Source organism: Paenibacillus hebaui (assembly GCF_051934385.1).
Classification (GTDB): domain Bacteria; phylum Bacillota; class Bacilli; order Paenibacillales; family Paenibacillaceae; genus Paenibacillus.
The window spans coordinates 6,728,564-6,744,910 of record NZ_CP196836.1 but is presented as its reverse complement, the minus strand read 5'-3'; the positions used below and the strand labels follow the sequence as shown (position 1 = coordinate 6,744,910).

Sequence of the window (16,347 nt, the reverse complement as noted above, 5' to 3'; positions counted from 1 at the left end):
CGTTTTGCATTGGAAGTCGCAAGGCTGGATGTATGCGAAATGCTCGCTTCAAGAGGCTGCTGAACCGTCCCTTACGGGATTTTTGTGTCATCCACTACAACAAGAAAAAGAGGGAATGCTCATGAAATGGATCTTCCGATCTATCAGTTGTGTTCTATTTTCATGTGTCCTTGGTACATCTTCTGCAACAGCGTATTCGACAGCATCTCTAACGGATACCGATAAGAACATCTTGCAAATAAGAAAGCAGACATCCGAAGGATCAGCGAAACAAAAGGGGGAGGTGGTTGCCGTGTTGACCGATGGGGCCAAAGCGGATACGAATTTGTCGGATTGGGCATTGCAGGGCAGAGGCAGTCTGGAAGATACGGATGAAGGACTCCATCTGGCTTCGGATGCTGGGGAGAACGTAATGGCCTTATCAGCCACAAGAGCCGATAATTTTATCTATGAAGCTGACGTGATGATTCAGGATGTGAGGGCGGATGCCAGTCTTGTTTTTCGATCCAATGATACAGGCTGGTCTTCGTATATGCTGCAAGTGGTTCCCGAGGCTGGTGTGATACGTCTAAGAGATGCAAGTGGACAGCCGGGAACGTTAAATGTAGAACATAAGGTAACCCTGACACCTGGAGGTATCTATCATCTGAAAGTGAAAGCGGACGGGGAGAGCCTTCAGGTATATTGGGATAATCGGTATGACCCGGTGATGGATGTGAAGGACAGTGCCTACTCGTCAGGAAATTTGGGGCTTCATGTGTGGGATGGGGCGGCTTTGTTCCAGAATGTGCAGGTTAGCACCATGAATGGCAACTTGGGCGAGCCAATCAGTAGCGTAGGCGAATGGCAGCCGGATTTGAATGGTTATCGAGGGACGGGAAACACTCAGGGGAAAGGACGGATCATTTACGAGAAGGCAGCATCTGATTTTGTATATGAGGGGAATATATCTCTGGCCCAACCGAATGCAAGTTCCTCGGCAGCACTGCTGTTCAGGGCAAATGCAGACGGAACGAGGGGATATGAAGCAGTCCTGATCAGGGAAGGCGAAGAAGTTCGGGTACAACTTCGAAAAGCGGATGGTACCGTACTCGCCAGCTCGTATCGAAAGTATCCAAGTCAATCGGGAGCGAGGCATCATATCGAAGTTATAGCCTCGGGCAGTCTGATTCAGGTGTATGTGGATGGTTACACACCTCCGGCTGTTGAGGTCACAGATACAAGCTACGCCAATGGGAATGCCGGGCTTGTGGTTCAACAAGGTATGGCTTATTTTCAGGATATGTATGTGACGGAAGAGTCAATGTATTACAAGGAAAACTATCGACCTCAGTATCATTATTCTCCGATTCGGGGATCGGCAAGTGATCCGAATGGGCTGGTCTATTACGAAGGGGAGTATCATCTGTTTCATCAGGATGGAGGGACCTGGGCTCATGCAGTCAGTTCTGATCTCATAAATTGGAAGCGCTTACCAATGGCATTGCCTTGGAATGATCAGGGTCATATATGGTCTGGATCAGCGATTGCTGATCTGAATAATACATCCGGTCTGTTCACGGATTCAGGCGGAAAAGGTCTGATTGCGTACTACACTTCCTATCATCCGGATAAACCGGGCGGCAATCAGCGCATTGGTCTCGCCTACAGCACCGATCAAGGACGGAATTGGCAGTACGCTGAAGATCGTCCGATCGTGATTGATAATCCTGGCAAGAATGGTGATGACCCCGGAAGCTGGGATTTCCGTGATCCTAAGGTTGTCTGGGATGAAGATCACAACCGCTGGATGATGGTCGTGTCTGGCGGGGATCACATCCGGTTCTTTACTTCAACCAATCTGCTCGATTGGACGTTAACCGATAACTTCGGATATGGCGATTACGTTCGTGGTGGAGTATGGGAGTGTCCCGATCTGATTCAGTTGCCTATAGATGGAACGGGACAGCGGAAGTGGGTGTTGATGCTCAGTACAGGAGCGAATCCAAAAACCCAAGGATCTGATGCGGAATATTTTGTAGGCGAGCTGACAGCTGAAGGGAAATTCCTGAATGATCTTCCGGCAGGTCAGGTGTTGAGGACAGACTTTGGCAAGGAGTTCTACGCATCCATGTCCTTTGCGAATATGCCCGATCAGCGGAAAGTCATGCTTGCATGGATGACGAATTGGGATTATCCGTTTGAATTCCCAACCTCCTCTTGGAAAGGGCAATTGACCATACCGAGAGAAGTATCTCTTCGAACCACGAGCGAGGGAGTACGTTTGGTACAAACACCAATCACTGAGCTCCAGACGCTGCGGCAAAACCTGTACAGTGTAGAGCAGTTAAGGGTGGGACCCGAATCCAAGAATCCGCTTGATGGCCTAACGGCAGGGGCGTATGAGATTGAAGCCGAAGTGGAAATTCCGGCTAATCATGCTGTAACCGAGTTCGGTTTTCATCTGCGTCAAGGGGAGGGGCAGAAAACCACAGTAGGATACAGGGTGGATCAGCAAAACATGTTCGTGGATCGCACTGCATCGGGGGACGTGAGCTTTTCCGACTTGTTCACCAAGGTTCATGGGGCTCCGTTACAACCGGAAAATCAAAGGGTCAAGCTACACATATTTGTGGATGAATCCTCCGTTGAAGTCTTTGGCAATGATGGCAAGATTGTCTTTTCGGATGTTATTTTTCCAGACCCGGCGGGTAGAACAATGGCTTTCTATAGCCTGGGTGGGGAAGTGAAGGTGATTTCCATGAAGGTGTACGCCTTGGACAACATTTGGAGAGAAGGCACATCTTCCAGGACTCAGGTCATTGCAGACACCCACAGAAGAATGGCAACTGTAGGGCAGACCCAAACGTTGTACGCGACGTTAGAGGGCGGACCGGGAAAAGGTGCCCAACCGTTGAAATGGAAAGTAAGCGATCCTAAAGTGATGCAGATCGTTTATTCTGACAAAACAAAAGCGATGGTTCGTGCTGTAGGCAAGGGTGAGGTTTGGGTGACGGCTTCAACGGCTAACGGCAAAGCCTCCGCCAAAATCCCTATTGTCGTATCCAGTGGCACATTCGATACCAACCTGTCCGGTTGGAAGTCGGATAAATCATCTGCCGATTGGCTTGTTTCCGAACAAGGCATACAGGGCAATTCTAGCGGTGATGCACAGTATATCGCACAGGAAACGGCAGGTGATTTCCAATATGATGTTGACCTGAGGCTGGATGCACAGGGGGGAGCAGGCTCTATTATATTCCGTGCGAGCGAGGATGGACGAAGCGGCTATTACTTGAATATGGACCCCAATATGAAGGCCATCCGACTTTTTTATAAAGTGAACGGGAAATTCGAAAATCGGCAGGTGCTTGCCCAAATTCCGAGATTCATTCGTAAGGATCATACGTACCACATCCGAATTCAGGCAGACGGTCCCCGGATTCGGGTTGATGTAGACGGAGAGCGAATGATGGATATCCAGGATGGAACGTTTGCCGAAGGACATTTCGGTGTTCATGTATTTGGAGGAAGTGCGTCCTTTCAGCATGTGAATGCAATCCATAGGAAGCAAACGGACTTGGAGCAGGTGATCATTCGTAACGCAGGACGTCCCGCTGTGATTCAAGCTGTTCCATCTGAAGAAGGAGAAGTAATAAAGATTGCTGATGAGGCAAAAAATTTAAGTGAAGGTTTCAAATGGGTACTTGTACCAACTGGCGATGAGTCTGGCTCTTACTCCATTCGAACCTTGAACGGAATGGCGCTGGATTGGGATGTAGGACAGAATCGCATTCAGCTCTATTCGTATCTTGGGTATGCGAATCAACGCTGGAATATTTCCAAGAATGAGGATGGGACGATGCGCATTACCAGTGCCCATAACGGGGACACACTCGGCCTAGCTGAGGATGGGTCAAAACTGGTGATGGGTGAGCTTCTTCAAGAGAACGAGTATCAAAAATGGGTGTTGAAGCAACAATAATGGTGAAGTAGATGCAGATATAGTGTGACTCAAGCATTGGTTAATCTCTGAAGGGAAATGCGCGAAATAATTACGACGCTTTAAACCTATCGTTCGCTTTTATGTGGGATTATCATGTCAACTATATCTTTTGGGTTGCCTATGATCGTATATTTATGTATAATCAATCGTGTTAACACGTCGAACGTACGGTAGTAAGAGATGTGGGTGAGTTCATGGAACTACTGGACAGCAATGAGAGTAAGAAAAAGATGTGCCAGTATTATAACGAAATCTCGAAGGAACTGTTCGGCTTTGGCACCACTCTCCTGAGAGTGACCATTGATCAGAACATCGTTACCTTCTATGCGAAGCACCGACGTTCACCGCGCTCTGACGCCCTGGAAGGGGAGGCCCCCGGCTTGAAGCTGGAAGTGGACTTCCGCATGTCTGTCTTATATAAGAAGAAATTCCGGGAGAAGCTCGAGCAACACATGGGTTTGCCAATCGAAGCTGTATTACGGGATTATGATGCGTCCACGCAGTGGGCCATTACGAATGTGATTCTGGAACAGGCCTAAGGATGAAATCGGCAGGATTGATTCTTGTTGAGACATACAGAGGTTGTTGCCTGAATTCATAATCTAATTCCGAACAATTTCATATGATGGCGTTTGTCTTCGGATTGATTCTGAAGCAGAAACCGATGATGTACCGGCAACGGGTGTCGCTTTCCTTTGTTTACGAAGAAAAGTGTTCTTGTTTATACAAGAATGCTTTTCTTTTTGTTTTTTAAGTTGAACTAGCTCTAAATGACACATGTATCCTTCGAAAATCAGAAGACCTTCCGATCGCTGTTATCCCCAGATTTTTTTTGATCCTTTAGAAAAGGTGAAATCCGGTGATAGCATATGCTTCCGAAGCAGCTTTCTTGCAGAAAGCTTTTAGGCGAACGCTTCGCTCCTCCAGGTTCTTTCTGTTTTCTACGTAAAATGCGTTATCAAGCTAGTTCGACTTATTGGTTTGGGTTGTAAAATCACACATATCAGGGGGAATCAGGATCATGATGAAAAAGTGGATTAGCGGTTTGGCAGCAGTGGCAATGACATCGGTATTACTTGCAGGTTGTGGCAGCAGCACAGAGGATGCTACAGGCGGATCAGGCAGCGGGGGAACAGCAGCTAACAAATTGGTCATCTCCACTTGGGGCTTCTCGGAAGATTTCTTCAATGAATCCGTATTTGGTCCCTTTGAAAAAGAACACAATGTAGACATCGTGCTTGAAGTCGGCAATAATGCTGAACGTCTGAACAAAATCCGTCAGGGTACATCGAATGTCGATGTCATCTACCTGTCTGACTACTATGCCCAACAAGGTATCGATGAAGGTCTGTTTGAAAAAATCGACCGATCCAAAATTCCGAATGTGAATGACATTTATGATATTGCCAAAGCACCACTTGGCGAAGATTACGGCCCGGCCTACACGGTTGGACAGCTCGGAATCGCGTATAACCCGGACCTCGTTTCCAAAGAAGTGACTTCATGGAGCGACCTGTGGGATCCGGCGTTCGCGGGTAACCTGACCATCCCGAATATTACGGCAACGGCAGGCCCAATGGTTGTGGATGCAGCTTCCCGTGTAGCCGGAAACGATACGTTTAATGAAGATGCGGCATTTGCCGAACTGAAAAAACTGAGCAGCAATGTGGTGAAATTCTACAGTCAAACGTCCGAGTTCGTGAACATGTTCTCCCAGGAAGAGATTGCAGGCGGACCGATCATGGAAATGTACTTCAAAGATCTGAAAGCAGCTGTGCCTAATGCGAAGTTTGTTACACCTAGCGAAGGAGCATATGCTGTGATGAACACAATCAATGTCGTGAAGGGCAGCAAAAACAAAGAGCTTGCTGAAGAGTTCATCAACTGGCAGCTCAGCCAGGATGTACAAGCTAAATCGGCCAAAGCCAAAGTGGATTCCCCGGTTAACACGAAGGTTGAACTGACTACTGAAGAAGCTGACGGCGTAACATATGGTGCCGAAGTCGTTGAGAAACTGAACAAGCTGGATATGGAATTCGTGAATCAACAAGTTAAAGGCTGGACAGATCGCTGGAACCGTGAGATTGCGCAATAAACATAAGCTTTTTTCAACAGGTTTGACCTAAAACATTTGCAGCAAGCAACCATATCAAGCATAGGAGTTGAGAACAGATGAGTGAAGCGGGAAATCGCATCATTTTGGATGTGGACACGGGCATTGACGATGCGCTGGCGATCCTGCTTGCCGTTAAGAGTCGGAAGCTGGACATTCTCGGGATTACTACGGTCTGTGGGAACGTATCACTCCAGCAGGCAACAGATAATACGTGCAAAATTCTTGAACTCGCGGGTGCACCAGCCATTCCGGTGATTGCGGGGGCAGCTGGACCACTCACGCGCAAGTCTCACTATGAACATCGGGTACATGGACAGGACGGATTGGGTGGTGCATTGCCTGATCCGGCAATGTCCAAGCAAGCCGAGGAAGGTTTTGCACCGGACTTTATCGTGGAGCAAGCCAAGCTATATCCAGGTGAACTGACATTGATCATGACCGCACCATTAACGAACCTGGCACTCGCGCTGATAAAGTATCCTGAATTGCCTTCTTTATTGAAGGAAGTGATCTTCATGGGTGGTGTTGTTCGCGGACATGGCAATATTACACCAACAGCGGAGTACAACACATACGCTGACCCGGAGGCCGCACGCATCGTACTGCATGCAGGCATTGAGAAGCTTACACAAGTAGGTCTGGATGTGACGCGTCAAACCTTGCTGAATGAAGCTACGATTGAGCGTCTCACCGATCCGGTACTGCGCGCGTACGTGGCTCAGAGCACCGAGATCTATATCAATCGTTATGAACAAATGAACGGCGTGCGAGCTTGTGCGCTGCATGATCCGCTGGCAGTCGGTGTTGCCCTTGCCCCGGAACTGGTTGGACGCAAATCATATTACGTGGATGTCGAAACCGCCAGCCGCCTGTGCGATGGCCAGATGGTATGTGACTTCCAAAACCGTTTGGGCCAGCAGCCCAACACATTCGTCTGCGAAACCGTAGACGCAGAAGCATTCCTTGAACTGTTTATCAACGCGTTAAATGCGTAGTTATGATCTTCACGGCATTGGGGTTCAGTCTAAAAATCAATCCTTACGTATTTCGCTGGTAGTGGAGGGGACGAAATCGATTCTGTAGAAGCGAAGCGTTCGCCTTTATCCTTGAATTTTTCCTTCTATAAAGAAGGAGATCAAGAAAATCCAAGGATAACAGCGATCGAAAGAACGATTCGTAACCGGAACGGCTGGTGCGACTAACGTGGAGCGTTTATTTTTGAAATGTGCGCCAGTGAAACGTGTGAATAAAACCATTTTACAAGTCAGGAGTATCGCGATGAAGAAATCAGTAATCTACTGGCTATTGCTGCCGGGATTCGTGTTTTTGGCGGCATTTATGATCATTCCGATTGTCCTGACGATCGGGTCGACGTTTTTCCAAGAAAACTCCTTCACGTTTGAAGGATACATGCATTTTTTCAGAGACCCATACTTTTTGAAAATATTGCTTACGACGCTGCAAGTCAGCGTGGTCACCACCATCGTCTGTGTGGTGCTCGGATTCCCGACAGCTTATTATATCTCGCAGAAAGCACCGCGCCGCAAAGGCATTTTGCTGGCACTGGCGATCTTCCCGCTGCTGACGAGCCCGGTCGTGCGCTCGTTTAGCTGGATGATTATCCTTGGACGCAAAGGGCTGATCAATAACACCCTTGTTGGCCTGGGCATCGTGGACAAGCCGCTGGATATTCTGTATACACCGGCAGCGATGATGATCGGTCTGACGCACCTGTTCCTGCCACTGATGATTATCTCTCTGGTGGGTGTGCTTGAAAATATTGACGGTGACCTGCTCAAGGCAGCACAAAGTCTGGGCGCATCGCGCATTACGGCATTCCGCCGGGTCGTGTTCCCACTGGCTGTGCCAGGACTTGTGATCGGAGCCGTGCTTGTCTTTGTCGGAAGCCTGACGGCGTATACCACTCCTGCCCTCCTTGGAGGCAAGCAGCGTGTAATTGCTACGTTCCTGTATCAGAACGCCATGACCCTCAACGACTGGTATCTGGCCTCGGTTGTTGCCGCGATTATGATTGTGATTACATTTGTCGTGGTCGGTGTCATGAACAAAATGGCCAAAACTTTAAATCCGAAGGGGTAGACATATGCGGGAGAAACATATCGGGCTGGGCCTGTTCAGTCTGCTGGTCTTTATCTTTCTGCTGGGCCCGCTTCTGATCATATCGGTCACTTCGTTTGAACCGGGAACGGTACTCAAATTTCCGCCGGAAGGGTTCTCCTTCCGTTGGTATGAGAATATTTTCAACACGGGCGGTTTCCTCCGCACATTCCAGACGTCCATCATCATTTCCTTGCTGGGGAACCTGTTGGCACTGGTGCTCGGAGTTCCGGCTGCTTATGCACTCAGTCGTTACGATTTCAAAGGCAAGTCCGTGCTGAACGCACTGTTCCTGTCCCCGGTGTTGATCCCGGGAATCGTGCTTGGTTTTACATTGATGAAATATCTGATCGTAATCTACCATCTGCCGATGTATCTGGGTCTGCTGATCGGTCATACGATTATCATGCTTCCATTTATCATTCGGGTAATCGCGTCGAGTCTGTCGAGCTTTGACTTTGCAGTGGAAGAAGCTGCGCTGAGTCTCGGTGCGGGACGGGTAAGAACGTTCTTCACGATCGTGCTTCCTAACATTCGTTCCGGTATTCTGGCGGCGGTGCTGATCGCCTTCCTGGAGTCCTTCAACAACGTGGACATCTCCGTGTTCATGACCGGACCAGGGGTAAGCACATTACCGATCCAGATGCTGACGTATGTGGAGAATTATTTTGACCCAACGATTGCAGCGATTTCCGTGCTGTTGATGGTACTGACCGGACTCTTAATGTTCGTGATCGAACGGATCATGGGCGGGTTTTCATACTTTACTAAACGTTAATTGGAGGCGCAGAACGCTATGGCATTGCTGACATTAGACCACGTATCCGTGGCATACGATAAGCAGACAATCCTGAAGGATTTTCAGTTGGATCTGGAAAAAGGTAAGCTGCTCTCCCTGCTCGGACCGAGCGGTTGCGGCAAAACAACTACGCTGCGCCTCATCGCCGGATTCCTGGAAGCATCGCAGGGCAAGTTTATGTTCGGCGGCAAGGATTATACGAAGGTTCCGGCGAACAAGCGGAACTTCGGATTTGTATTTCAGAGTTATGCGTTATTCCCGCATCTGTCTGTCTATGACAACGTGGCCTTTGGCTTGCGGATGCGCAAGGTGAAAGACAAGGATATCTCTTCCCGTGTGATGCGAATCCTGGAAGTCGTTAACCTGAATGGATTCGAGAAACGTTTCCCGCAAGAACTGTCCGGTGGACAGCGTCAGCGTGTGGCGATTGCCCGCGCACTGGTGATTGAGCCTGACCTGCTCTTGTTCGATGAACCGCTCAGTAACCTGGATGCCAACCTGCGAATCAACATGCGGGTGGAGATTCGCCGGATTCAGCAAGAGCTGGGCATTACGACGCTATATGTCTCTCATGACCAAGAAGAGTGCTTCTCCATCTCGGATCAGGTAGCGATTATGAACAAAGGCGTGGTTGAGCAGCTCGACCGCCCGGAAACCATTTTCAAATATCCGGCAACGGAGTTTGTAGCACAATTCATCGGGTTCCATAACTTCATTGAATTTGCGGACCGCAGTGATGCAGGTGAATTAATCACACTGAGCGCAGGTGGACGCACATTTACAGCAACAGCACATCCCGGAACAGCACGTCCCGGTGCACGCAAAGGTGCGATTCGCCCGGATGATCTGATCGTTAGTGGAGATACCTCTGCGGATGTGGTGAACGCCTTGCCGGGGATTATCAAAGTCAGCACGTATCTGGGACGCAGCTACCAGTATGTGATCGAGACGGAGCTTGGTGACTTTACAGCGAATCAGGAGATGGAAACACCGTACCTTAGTGGGCAACGTGTCAGCCTGATTTTCCCGCAGGACAAGCTTGTGCTGGTGGAGTAGCTGGGAGTTGTGAATTTAGGGTATAGCATCAGGAAGTAAGAGCAGCAAAGAAGGCATTTCATGCGGCGAATCCGGATGATGGCGGTGTGCACACAGCAAAGGGTTGGAGATGGATTGCCCAGTCGGATCGCTGCGAAATGCTTGTGAAGAAGGAGATTATGCCCATGCGCGCAGATCAACTAATTGTAAACGTGAATGTATATAACAGTTATTATAAACGATTTGAGAAGAACAACGTTGCCGTACTGGACGGCCGGTTTATGTATGTTGGCCCCGGCGGGGCGGAGATGATTCAAGCAGAGGAAGTCATTGATGCGCGGGGAAGATATATGATTCCTGGCCTGATCGATATCCATCTGCATATCGAAAGTACCATGGTGACACCGGAAACCTTTTCCCACGGTCTGATTGGCTGTGGGGTCACGTCCATTGTGGCAGAACCGCATGAGATGGCGAATGTGTTTGGGCTCGAAGGGGTGCAGGAGATGATGGCTGCGAGTCGGGAAACGACCGTTGACATGTTCTATGCCATCCCAAGTTCCGTTCCGGCGACCCCGATGGAGACGACAGGTGGTTCGATTGAGATCGAAGACATGGATGTGCTGCTCGCAACGGGAGAGATCATCTGTCTGGGCGAGATTATGAACTATGTCGATGTGATCCGTGACCCGGAGTGCAAGACGAACCAGATTTTACAGCATATCCGCAAAAACTATCCCGATCTCGTGATCGAAGGTCATACACCGAAGTTGCTTGGACTTGATCTGCATCGACTGATCTACGCAGGTATCGATTCCGACCATACCCATCAGAGTATTGAGGGATTGCAAGCGCGGATTGCGGCAGGCATGTTTATTGAAATTCAGGAGAAATCGATGACGCCTGAAGTCATGGACTATCTGATTCAGCATGATGTGGCGCAGCATTTCTGCTTCGTGACAGATGATGTCATGCCAGATTCCCTGGTAGAACGTGGTCATCTGGATCATATCGTACGCAAGGCCATTCATATGGGCATGCACCCGGAAGATGCGATCTACGCAGCAACATCTACCCCCGCGTCCCGGATGAAAATGACCGACCGTGGCAGCGTTGCACCAGGCAAAGTGGCCGATTATGTGCTGGTGTCCAACCTGAAGGAACTTTCGATTGATCAGGTATACAAAAATGGCCGTAAAGCTTATGACGACTACGAACCGTATAAGCAGGAACGGATCACCGGGCAGTTCCCGTCTCATTTCTATAAAAGTGTGCAATTGGATAAACTGGGCGCAGAGGACTTTGCCATTCGATTGTCAGACCCGAAGGTCAGTGGTCGGAAGGCTGGTTCGAATGCAAGTGACGCTTTCTCTGGTAGCGAGGGTGAGTACACGTGCCGCGTCATGATGGTGAAGGATGGCTCCACGTTTGTGGAAGAACATATCGCACCTGTGCAGGCTGTGGATGGCGAATTGCGGTGGGAAGAAAGCGGATATGCGCAGATCGCGACCTTTGAACGTTATGGCGTGAACGGCAATCGCGCACATGGTCTGATTGGTGGAGATACGATCAAACGCGGCGCTATTGCTACAACATATTCGCATGACAATCACAACCTGCTGGTTGTAGGACGTAATCGTGAGGATATGATATTGGCAGCTAACACAGTGATTTCGAGCCAGGGTGGATTCTGTGTGGTGGAAGACGGCAAGGTGCTGTCCCATCTGGAACTACCCGTAGGTGGCATTTTAACGGAAGAACCGCTTGCGGTGGTGTCTCACCAAGTGAAGGGATTGCGCGCAGCCATGCTGTCTCTTGGATATGTACATTACAACCCGATCATGTCGATTAGCACTCACTCTCTTGCGGTAAGTCCGGCTCTGAAAATTACGGATCATGGCCTGATTGATGTGAATGCAGGTAAGGTTGTATCGTTGATAACCTAATTTGAATACACACATTCCGTGATGTACCTCTAATTAGATTGTTTGATTGTGGAGTAGTATTGATTATAAAAAGTGCGAAACCCCGTTGCACCACGGATGAGTGGTGTAACGGGGTATTTATGTATACTCAAGGATTCCAAACATGCATTCAATGCGCTGAACCTCGCAAGAGGAAGATTGAACTAAATTTTGATCTTCCCTTGTAAAGACCATTCCATATATTTGGACACTGAAGGTGCAACCCACTTTCGGCTATCATTTTCATGATTCCACACAAATACATCTTCTCTACAGATTCCATCCCCCGTCACTGGAAACGCGAATAAATCGCCAATGCCACTTTCCCCGAAGAAAATCAGGTTATCAAATGGCATATAATATTCTTGGAAGTGGTCGTCACGATAGTGTTTGTTTTCATTCTTGATTCGATCTACTGACCAGATTAATCCTAAATCATAAATGGCTTTTACCCCATTGGTTTCCAACAATATTTCCTTTAGTTCATGAGGCAGAGTGACATGGAACAAGCTCTCAACCTTTGCAATTTCGTCTGCAGATGCAGGAGAACTGAACGTATACTCTTCTGAAATTCCTTTGAAATAATCTTTCCACATGAAGGAGTCCTCCCGGCATTATGTAATTTAATCATATGACTCGTATGAAATATCATCTTATTGTTCAATGAAAAGAAGGCAGCCCTTCATAGACTGGCCCTACTGCTGATACCAAATAACAATAGGGAGAGTTCTGTAGGGCTACCTTTTCTAACTCTAGCTTACCAAGTAAGCCAACCACTCGTTCGTTTATAATTGTGCAGAAGATCGTACTGCTCGCGGTACATCAGGCGTTTCATTGTGGTTCTATACTGACGATAATCGTGTTTTCGATCCATTTTGCTTTCTTTGTTGAAATGAGTACTTTTGATTCCTTTACGGAAATCTTTGATCTTCTCTTTTCTTGGATCAATGAACTTCTTGCTGTTTTTCAGATTGAGTGATTGTTCTTCTTCCCAAGATCGAATTTCATCATGTGTTAACATCTTCATCCCTGTTGTGCCGGGTTAGATTTTGGCTCTTGAAGCCATGGCCTCAGACACAACTATTAGAAGAAGATTTTCGGATTGAACATTAAATATCACCTCTGATTATAATCATCCTTATTTTAACATAATTGCAACGTGGCTGTCCGATAGTCTCAGTCTGATAGGTGTCGCTTCTCTGAAGGTATAAATTAACAACTGCTGCCATAACAAAAAACTGCAATTAAGATGTAGTACATGATAGATGATTGAAAGTGATTCCTTATTTGGACGTGAAAACTGAATACATATATAGTAAGAAGATAAGTTTCGAGCTAAGAGTAGGAGGACAAGCAACGAATATGGATAAAATAGAAGCTGCCACAGCCATATTTTTTGATGTGGATGATACCTTATATGATCACTTGCAGCCACTTCGTGGTGCATTGCAGAACGTTCTCGGCCTGCCGGATGATTTCCCTTATGCTGAGGCGTATCATCGTTTTCGTTATTATAGTGACTGGCTGTCTGCACAAGAAGATCTGTCCGCTGTACCCGAACCGGATGCGGTGGAGCGAATGCGCCGTCGTAGGTTTGAGCTGACAATGGAGGAATTTAGGCGCCCCTTGCAACCGGGACAGGCTGACGAACTGCAAGCTCAGTATTTGAGCAGACAGTTCGAGATAGTGCCTTTTGAAGGAGCCTATGAGCTAATTAGAAGGCTTCAGGCAGAAGGCCATACCGTTGGTCTAATCACCAACGGAGAAGGGGAGCATCAGCGGCGCAAGCTCGAAGCATTGGATGTGTTTGGTCTTGTGAATGAAAAGCTGATCTTTATCTCCGGTACGACTGGTTACGCGAAGCCGGATCGCAGGTTGTTTGAACATGTGAGTAAGCAGACAGGGACAGATGCTCGTTCCAGCTATTACATCGGAGATTCATGGCGTAATGATGTGGTGGGAGCAGTGGATGCGGGATGGACAGTAATTTGGTTCAACCATCGCAATGTGCAACCTGAGTCCGATCATCAGCCCCATTTTGTAGCACGGAACTATGAAGAGATCAGTCGTATCCTTACTTTTAAGCTTGTTCAGCAATAAAGAGATTCATATGTGAATTCGTGCAGTCCTGTCATCTCGGGGAGATGAAGGGCTGTTTTTGCATTATGCGCACTGTGAGAATGTTCGCTGTACGCCAGCTTGATCTGAGGTATAAATACAAAGTGTGATCTGGTGCAATGAGTGCTGTACACTCGTAATGATCAGCCGGCAGCAAGGTTATCACTGGATATTCCTTCTCTGTCACAGGATGAAGCTCAGCTTCATGGAATCTTCATCTGGATGAGAGTGCAAATACCTTCCGAAAAAGCCTATGTGATGCTATAATTAAAACAAGATTTAGATTAAGTCTAAATTAAAGGAACGAATCAAAGCAATGCATAATAATAATTCAAATTCTATTTTTATATTCGAGAGGGGATAATTTCCATGAGCACAATCCAAACTAACAACAACACTTTTGCAACTAATGCCACAGCACTTCACAATGTCCTGAACCGCCAGATTGCAGGCTGGTCTGTACTGTACACGAAACTGCATCATTTCCACTGGTATGTCCAAGGACCTCATTTCTTCACACTGCACGCCAAATTCGAAGAACTGTACAACCTAGCTACTGCGAATATGGATGAGGCTGCCGAACGCTTGCTTGCTATTGGTGGACGTCCGGTAGCTACAATGGCTGAACAGCTGCGTCTGTCTCCAATTGAAGAGGCACAAGGACAGTTGTCTGCTGAGCGTATGGTAGAGTCGGTGGTTGCCGATCTGCGCACGATGGTGGAAGTGATCCATCAAGGTATTCATGAAGCTGGTGAAGCGAATGACAATGCAACCGAGGATATGCTGATTGGATTCACCGCCGCGTTGGATAAAGAGGTCTGGATGTTAAACGCATTTCTGAGCAAATAAGAAAAGTCACCCTACATCCTGACAACGATATGTAGAGTCCGTGAACAAAGTCTCCGTTCGCTTACAAATCCGGTGTGCTTGCCGTATAATGATGGCATTCAAGATGTACAGAATGGTGGAATGAATGATGCGGACAGACCTGGAACCATTGCAGGACGAAGCTGAACGGTTTATATGTAGATGTTATGAAGAGCTGGGCCATTCGCGTGAAGATGCGCAGGCCCGGCTTGTTGCCGTTATGGGCGAGATCGAAGCAACTGGTACCTATGTGCATACCACCGAAGAGTTGGAGCAGGGTTGTAAAATGGCCTGGCGGAACAGCAACCGCTGCATCGGGCGGCTGTTCTGGGATAAATTGCGGATCGTGGACGCACGTCATGCAGATACGGCAGGAACGGCAGCGGAAGCCGTGCTGAATCATATCCATGTTGCATCCAACGGAGGTAAGGTGATTCCGATGATTACCATCCTGCCACCGGATGGACCGGATGGGGCACCTGTGCGGATCTGGAATCACCAGCTCATTCGTTATGCAGGATACGAGACCGAGCAAGGCATTATTGGTGATCCTGCTTCGGTGGAATTGACCAAAGCAGCCATGTCACTTGGCTGGCAGGGTGCAGGTACCTCATATGATGTGTTACCGCTTATTATTCAGGCAAAAGGAAAAGCTCCTGAGTGGTATGTTGTACCCAAAGAAGAGATTGTGGAAGTAGCCATTGAACACCCGGAGCTGGCGGGGATTGCCGATCTGGGCATGCGCTGGTATGGTGTGCCGATGATTGCCGATATGCGACTGGAGATTGGCGGCATATCTTATCCGGCAGCGCCGTTCAACGGCTGGTATATGGGAACCGAGATTGGCGCCCGTAATCTGGCGGACACGTTCCGGTATAACAAGCTGCCTGCGGTGGCGGCAGCGCTTGGATTGAATATGTCGAGTGAAACGACGCTGTGGAAGGATCGGGCGTTGGTGGAACTGAATGTGGCTGTGCTGCATTCGTTCAAGAAAGCAGGCGTGAGCATTGTGGATCACCACACGGCGGCAGCGCAATTTGCTTTATTCGAGCAGCGGGAAGAGCAGGCTGGACGTGAGCTGACCGGGGACTGGGTGTGGCTGATTCCACCGGTATCCCCGGCGACGACGCATATTTTCCACAGCTCCTATCGCAATGAGATCGTGAAGCCGAACTTTTTTCGTCAGGATCGGGCATATACGCTGAAAGATGGCGTGGCATCTGCCGCAGAGCCGCGAAGCAGTGAGCAGCAGAATGCACAGGTAGAGAATCGCCAGCCTCAGGCCGGAGATGCACCGATGAAATGCCCGTTTGCACACTAAGTTGTGCGGGCGGGTTATTTTTTG

At 48.3% G+C, this 16,347-nt stretch carries 13 protein-coding genes; 11 read left to right on the top strand and 2 right to left on the bottom strand.

Going from position 1 to position 16,347, the window contains the following annotated elements; translation table 11 throughout:
* Positions 1 to 121 precede the first annotated feature (121 nt).
* The 8 genes from ACR32F_RS30330 to ACR32F_RS30295 all read left to right on the top strand — a co-directional run bounded on the left by ACR32F_RS30330 (position 122) and on the right by ACR32F_RS30295 (position 11,999).
* Positions 122 to 3,964 (top strand): GH32 C-terminal domain-containing protein, encoded by a 3,843-nt coding sequence (locus ACR32F_RS30330; RefSeq protein WP_440113983.1) that lies wholly within the window; start codon positions 122 to 124, stop codon positions 3,962 to 3,964.
* Between the two features lie 215 nt (positions 3,965 to 4,179).
* Complete coding sequence (locus ACR32F_RS30325; protein WP_024632855.1) at positions 4,180 to 4,524, top strand: Na-translocating system protein MpsC family protein; 345 nt, start codon at positions 4,180 to 4,182, stop codon at positions 4,522 to 4,524.
* A 485-nt stretch (positions 4,525 to 5,009) separates the two neighbouring features.
* Positions 5,010 to 6,080 carry an ABC transporter substrate-binding protein gene (locus ACR32F_RS30320; protein ID WP_440120060.1) on the top strand — a complete coding sequence of 357 codons (1,071 nt, stop codon included), beginning with the start codon at positions 5,010 to 5,012 and terminating at the stop codon, positions 6,078 to 6,080.
* A 77-nt stretch (positions 6,081 to 6,157) separates the two neighbouring features.
* Positions 6,158 to 7,096 (top strand): nucleoside hydrolase, encoded by a 939-nt coding sequence (locus ACR32F_RS30315; protein ID WP_440113978.1) that lies wholly within the window; start codon positions 6,158 to 6,160, stop codon positions 7,094 to 7,096.
* A gap of 283 nt (positions 7,097 to 7,379) precedes the next feature.
* Positions 7,380 to 8,201 carry an ABC transporter permease gene (locus ACR32F_RS30310; protein WP_036612869.1) on the top strand — a complete coding sequence of 274 codons (822 nt, stop codon included), beginning with the start codon at positions 7,380 to 7,382 and terminating at the stop codon, positions 8,199 to 8,201.
* 4 nt (positions 8,202 to 8,205) lie between these two features.
* A complete protein-coding gene (locus ACR32F_RS30305; protein WP_145324685.1) occupies positions 8,206 to 8,997 on the top strand; it encodes an ABC transporter permease in 792 nt (263 codons plus the stop codon).
* 18 nt (positions 8,998 to 9,015) lie between these two features.
* Positions 9,016 to 10,074: an ABC transporter ATP-binding protein gene (locus tag ACR32F_RS30300; RefSeq protein WP_440113974.1), complete on the top strand. Its 1,059-nt coding sequence runs from the start codon at positions 9,016 to 9,018 to the stop codon at positions 10,072 to 10,074.
* A gap of 164 nt (positions 10,075 to 10,238) precedes the next feature.
* Positions 10,239 to 11,999 carry an adenine deaminase gene (locus ACR32F_RS30295; protein ID WP_440120059.1) on the top strand — a complete coding sequence of 587 codons (1,761 nt, stop codon included), beginning with the start codon at positions 10,239 to 10,241 and terminating at the stop codon, positions 11,997 to 11,999.
* 182 nt (positions 12,000 to 12,181) lie between these two features.
* On the opposite strand, the gene ACR32F_RS30290 is transcribed toward ACR32F_RS30295, so the two are convergent.
* Together ACR32F_RS30290 and ACR32F_RS30285 are read right to left on the bottom strand one after the other, a co-directional pair.
* Positions 12,182 to 12,613, bottom strand: coding sequence for an SMI1/KNR4 family protein (locus ACR32F_RS30290; RefSeq protein ID WP_440113971.1), 432 nt, complete (start codon positions 12,611 to 12,613; stop codon positions 12,182 to 12,184).
* A gap of 161 nt (positions 12,614 to 12,774) precedes the next feature.
* A complete protein-coding gene (locus tag ACR32F_RS30285; protein ID WP_440113968.1) occupies positions 12,775 to 13,038 on the bottom strand; it encodes a hypothetical protein in 264 nt (87 codons plus the stop codon).
* Between the two features lie 341 nt (positions 13,039 to 13,379).
* Here ACR32F_RS30285 and ACR32F_RS30280 point away from each other — a divergent pair, with 341 nt between their 5' ends.
* The 3 genes from ACR32F_RS30280 (at position 13,380) to ACR32F_RS30270 (ending at position 16,323) form a co-directional block, all read left to right on the top strand.
* Positions 13,380 to 14,117: an HAD family hydrolase gene (locus tag ACR32F_RS30280; RefSeq protein WP_440113965.1), complete on the top strand. Its 738-nt coding sequence runs from the start codon at positions 13,380 to 13,382 to the stop codon at positions 14,115 to 14,117.
* A gap of 387 nt (positions 14,118 to 14,504) precedes the next feature.
* Positions 14,505 to 14,984: a Dps family protein gene (locus ACR32F_RS30275; RefSeq protein WP_440113962.1), complete on the top strand. Its 480-nt coding sequence runs from the start codon at positions 14,505 to 14,507 to the stop codon at positions 14,982 to 14,984.
* Between the two features lie 127 nt (positions 14,985 to 15,111).
* A complete protein-coding gene (locus tag ACR32F_RS30270; RefSeq protein WP_440120058.1) occupies positions 15,112 to 16,323 on the top strand; it encodes a nitric oxide synthase oxygenase in 1,212 nt (403 codons plus the stop codon).
* The last annotated feature ends 24 nt before the right edge of the window (positions 16,324 to 16,347 follow it).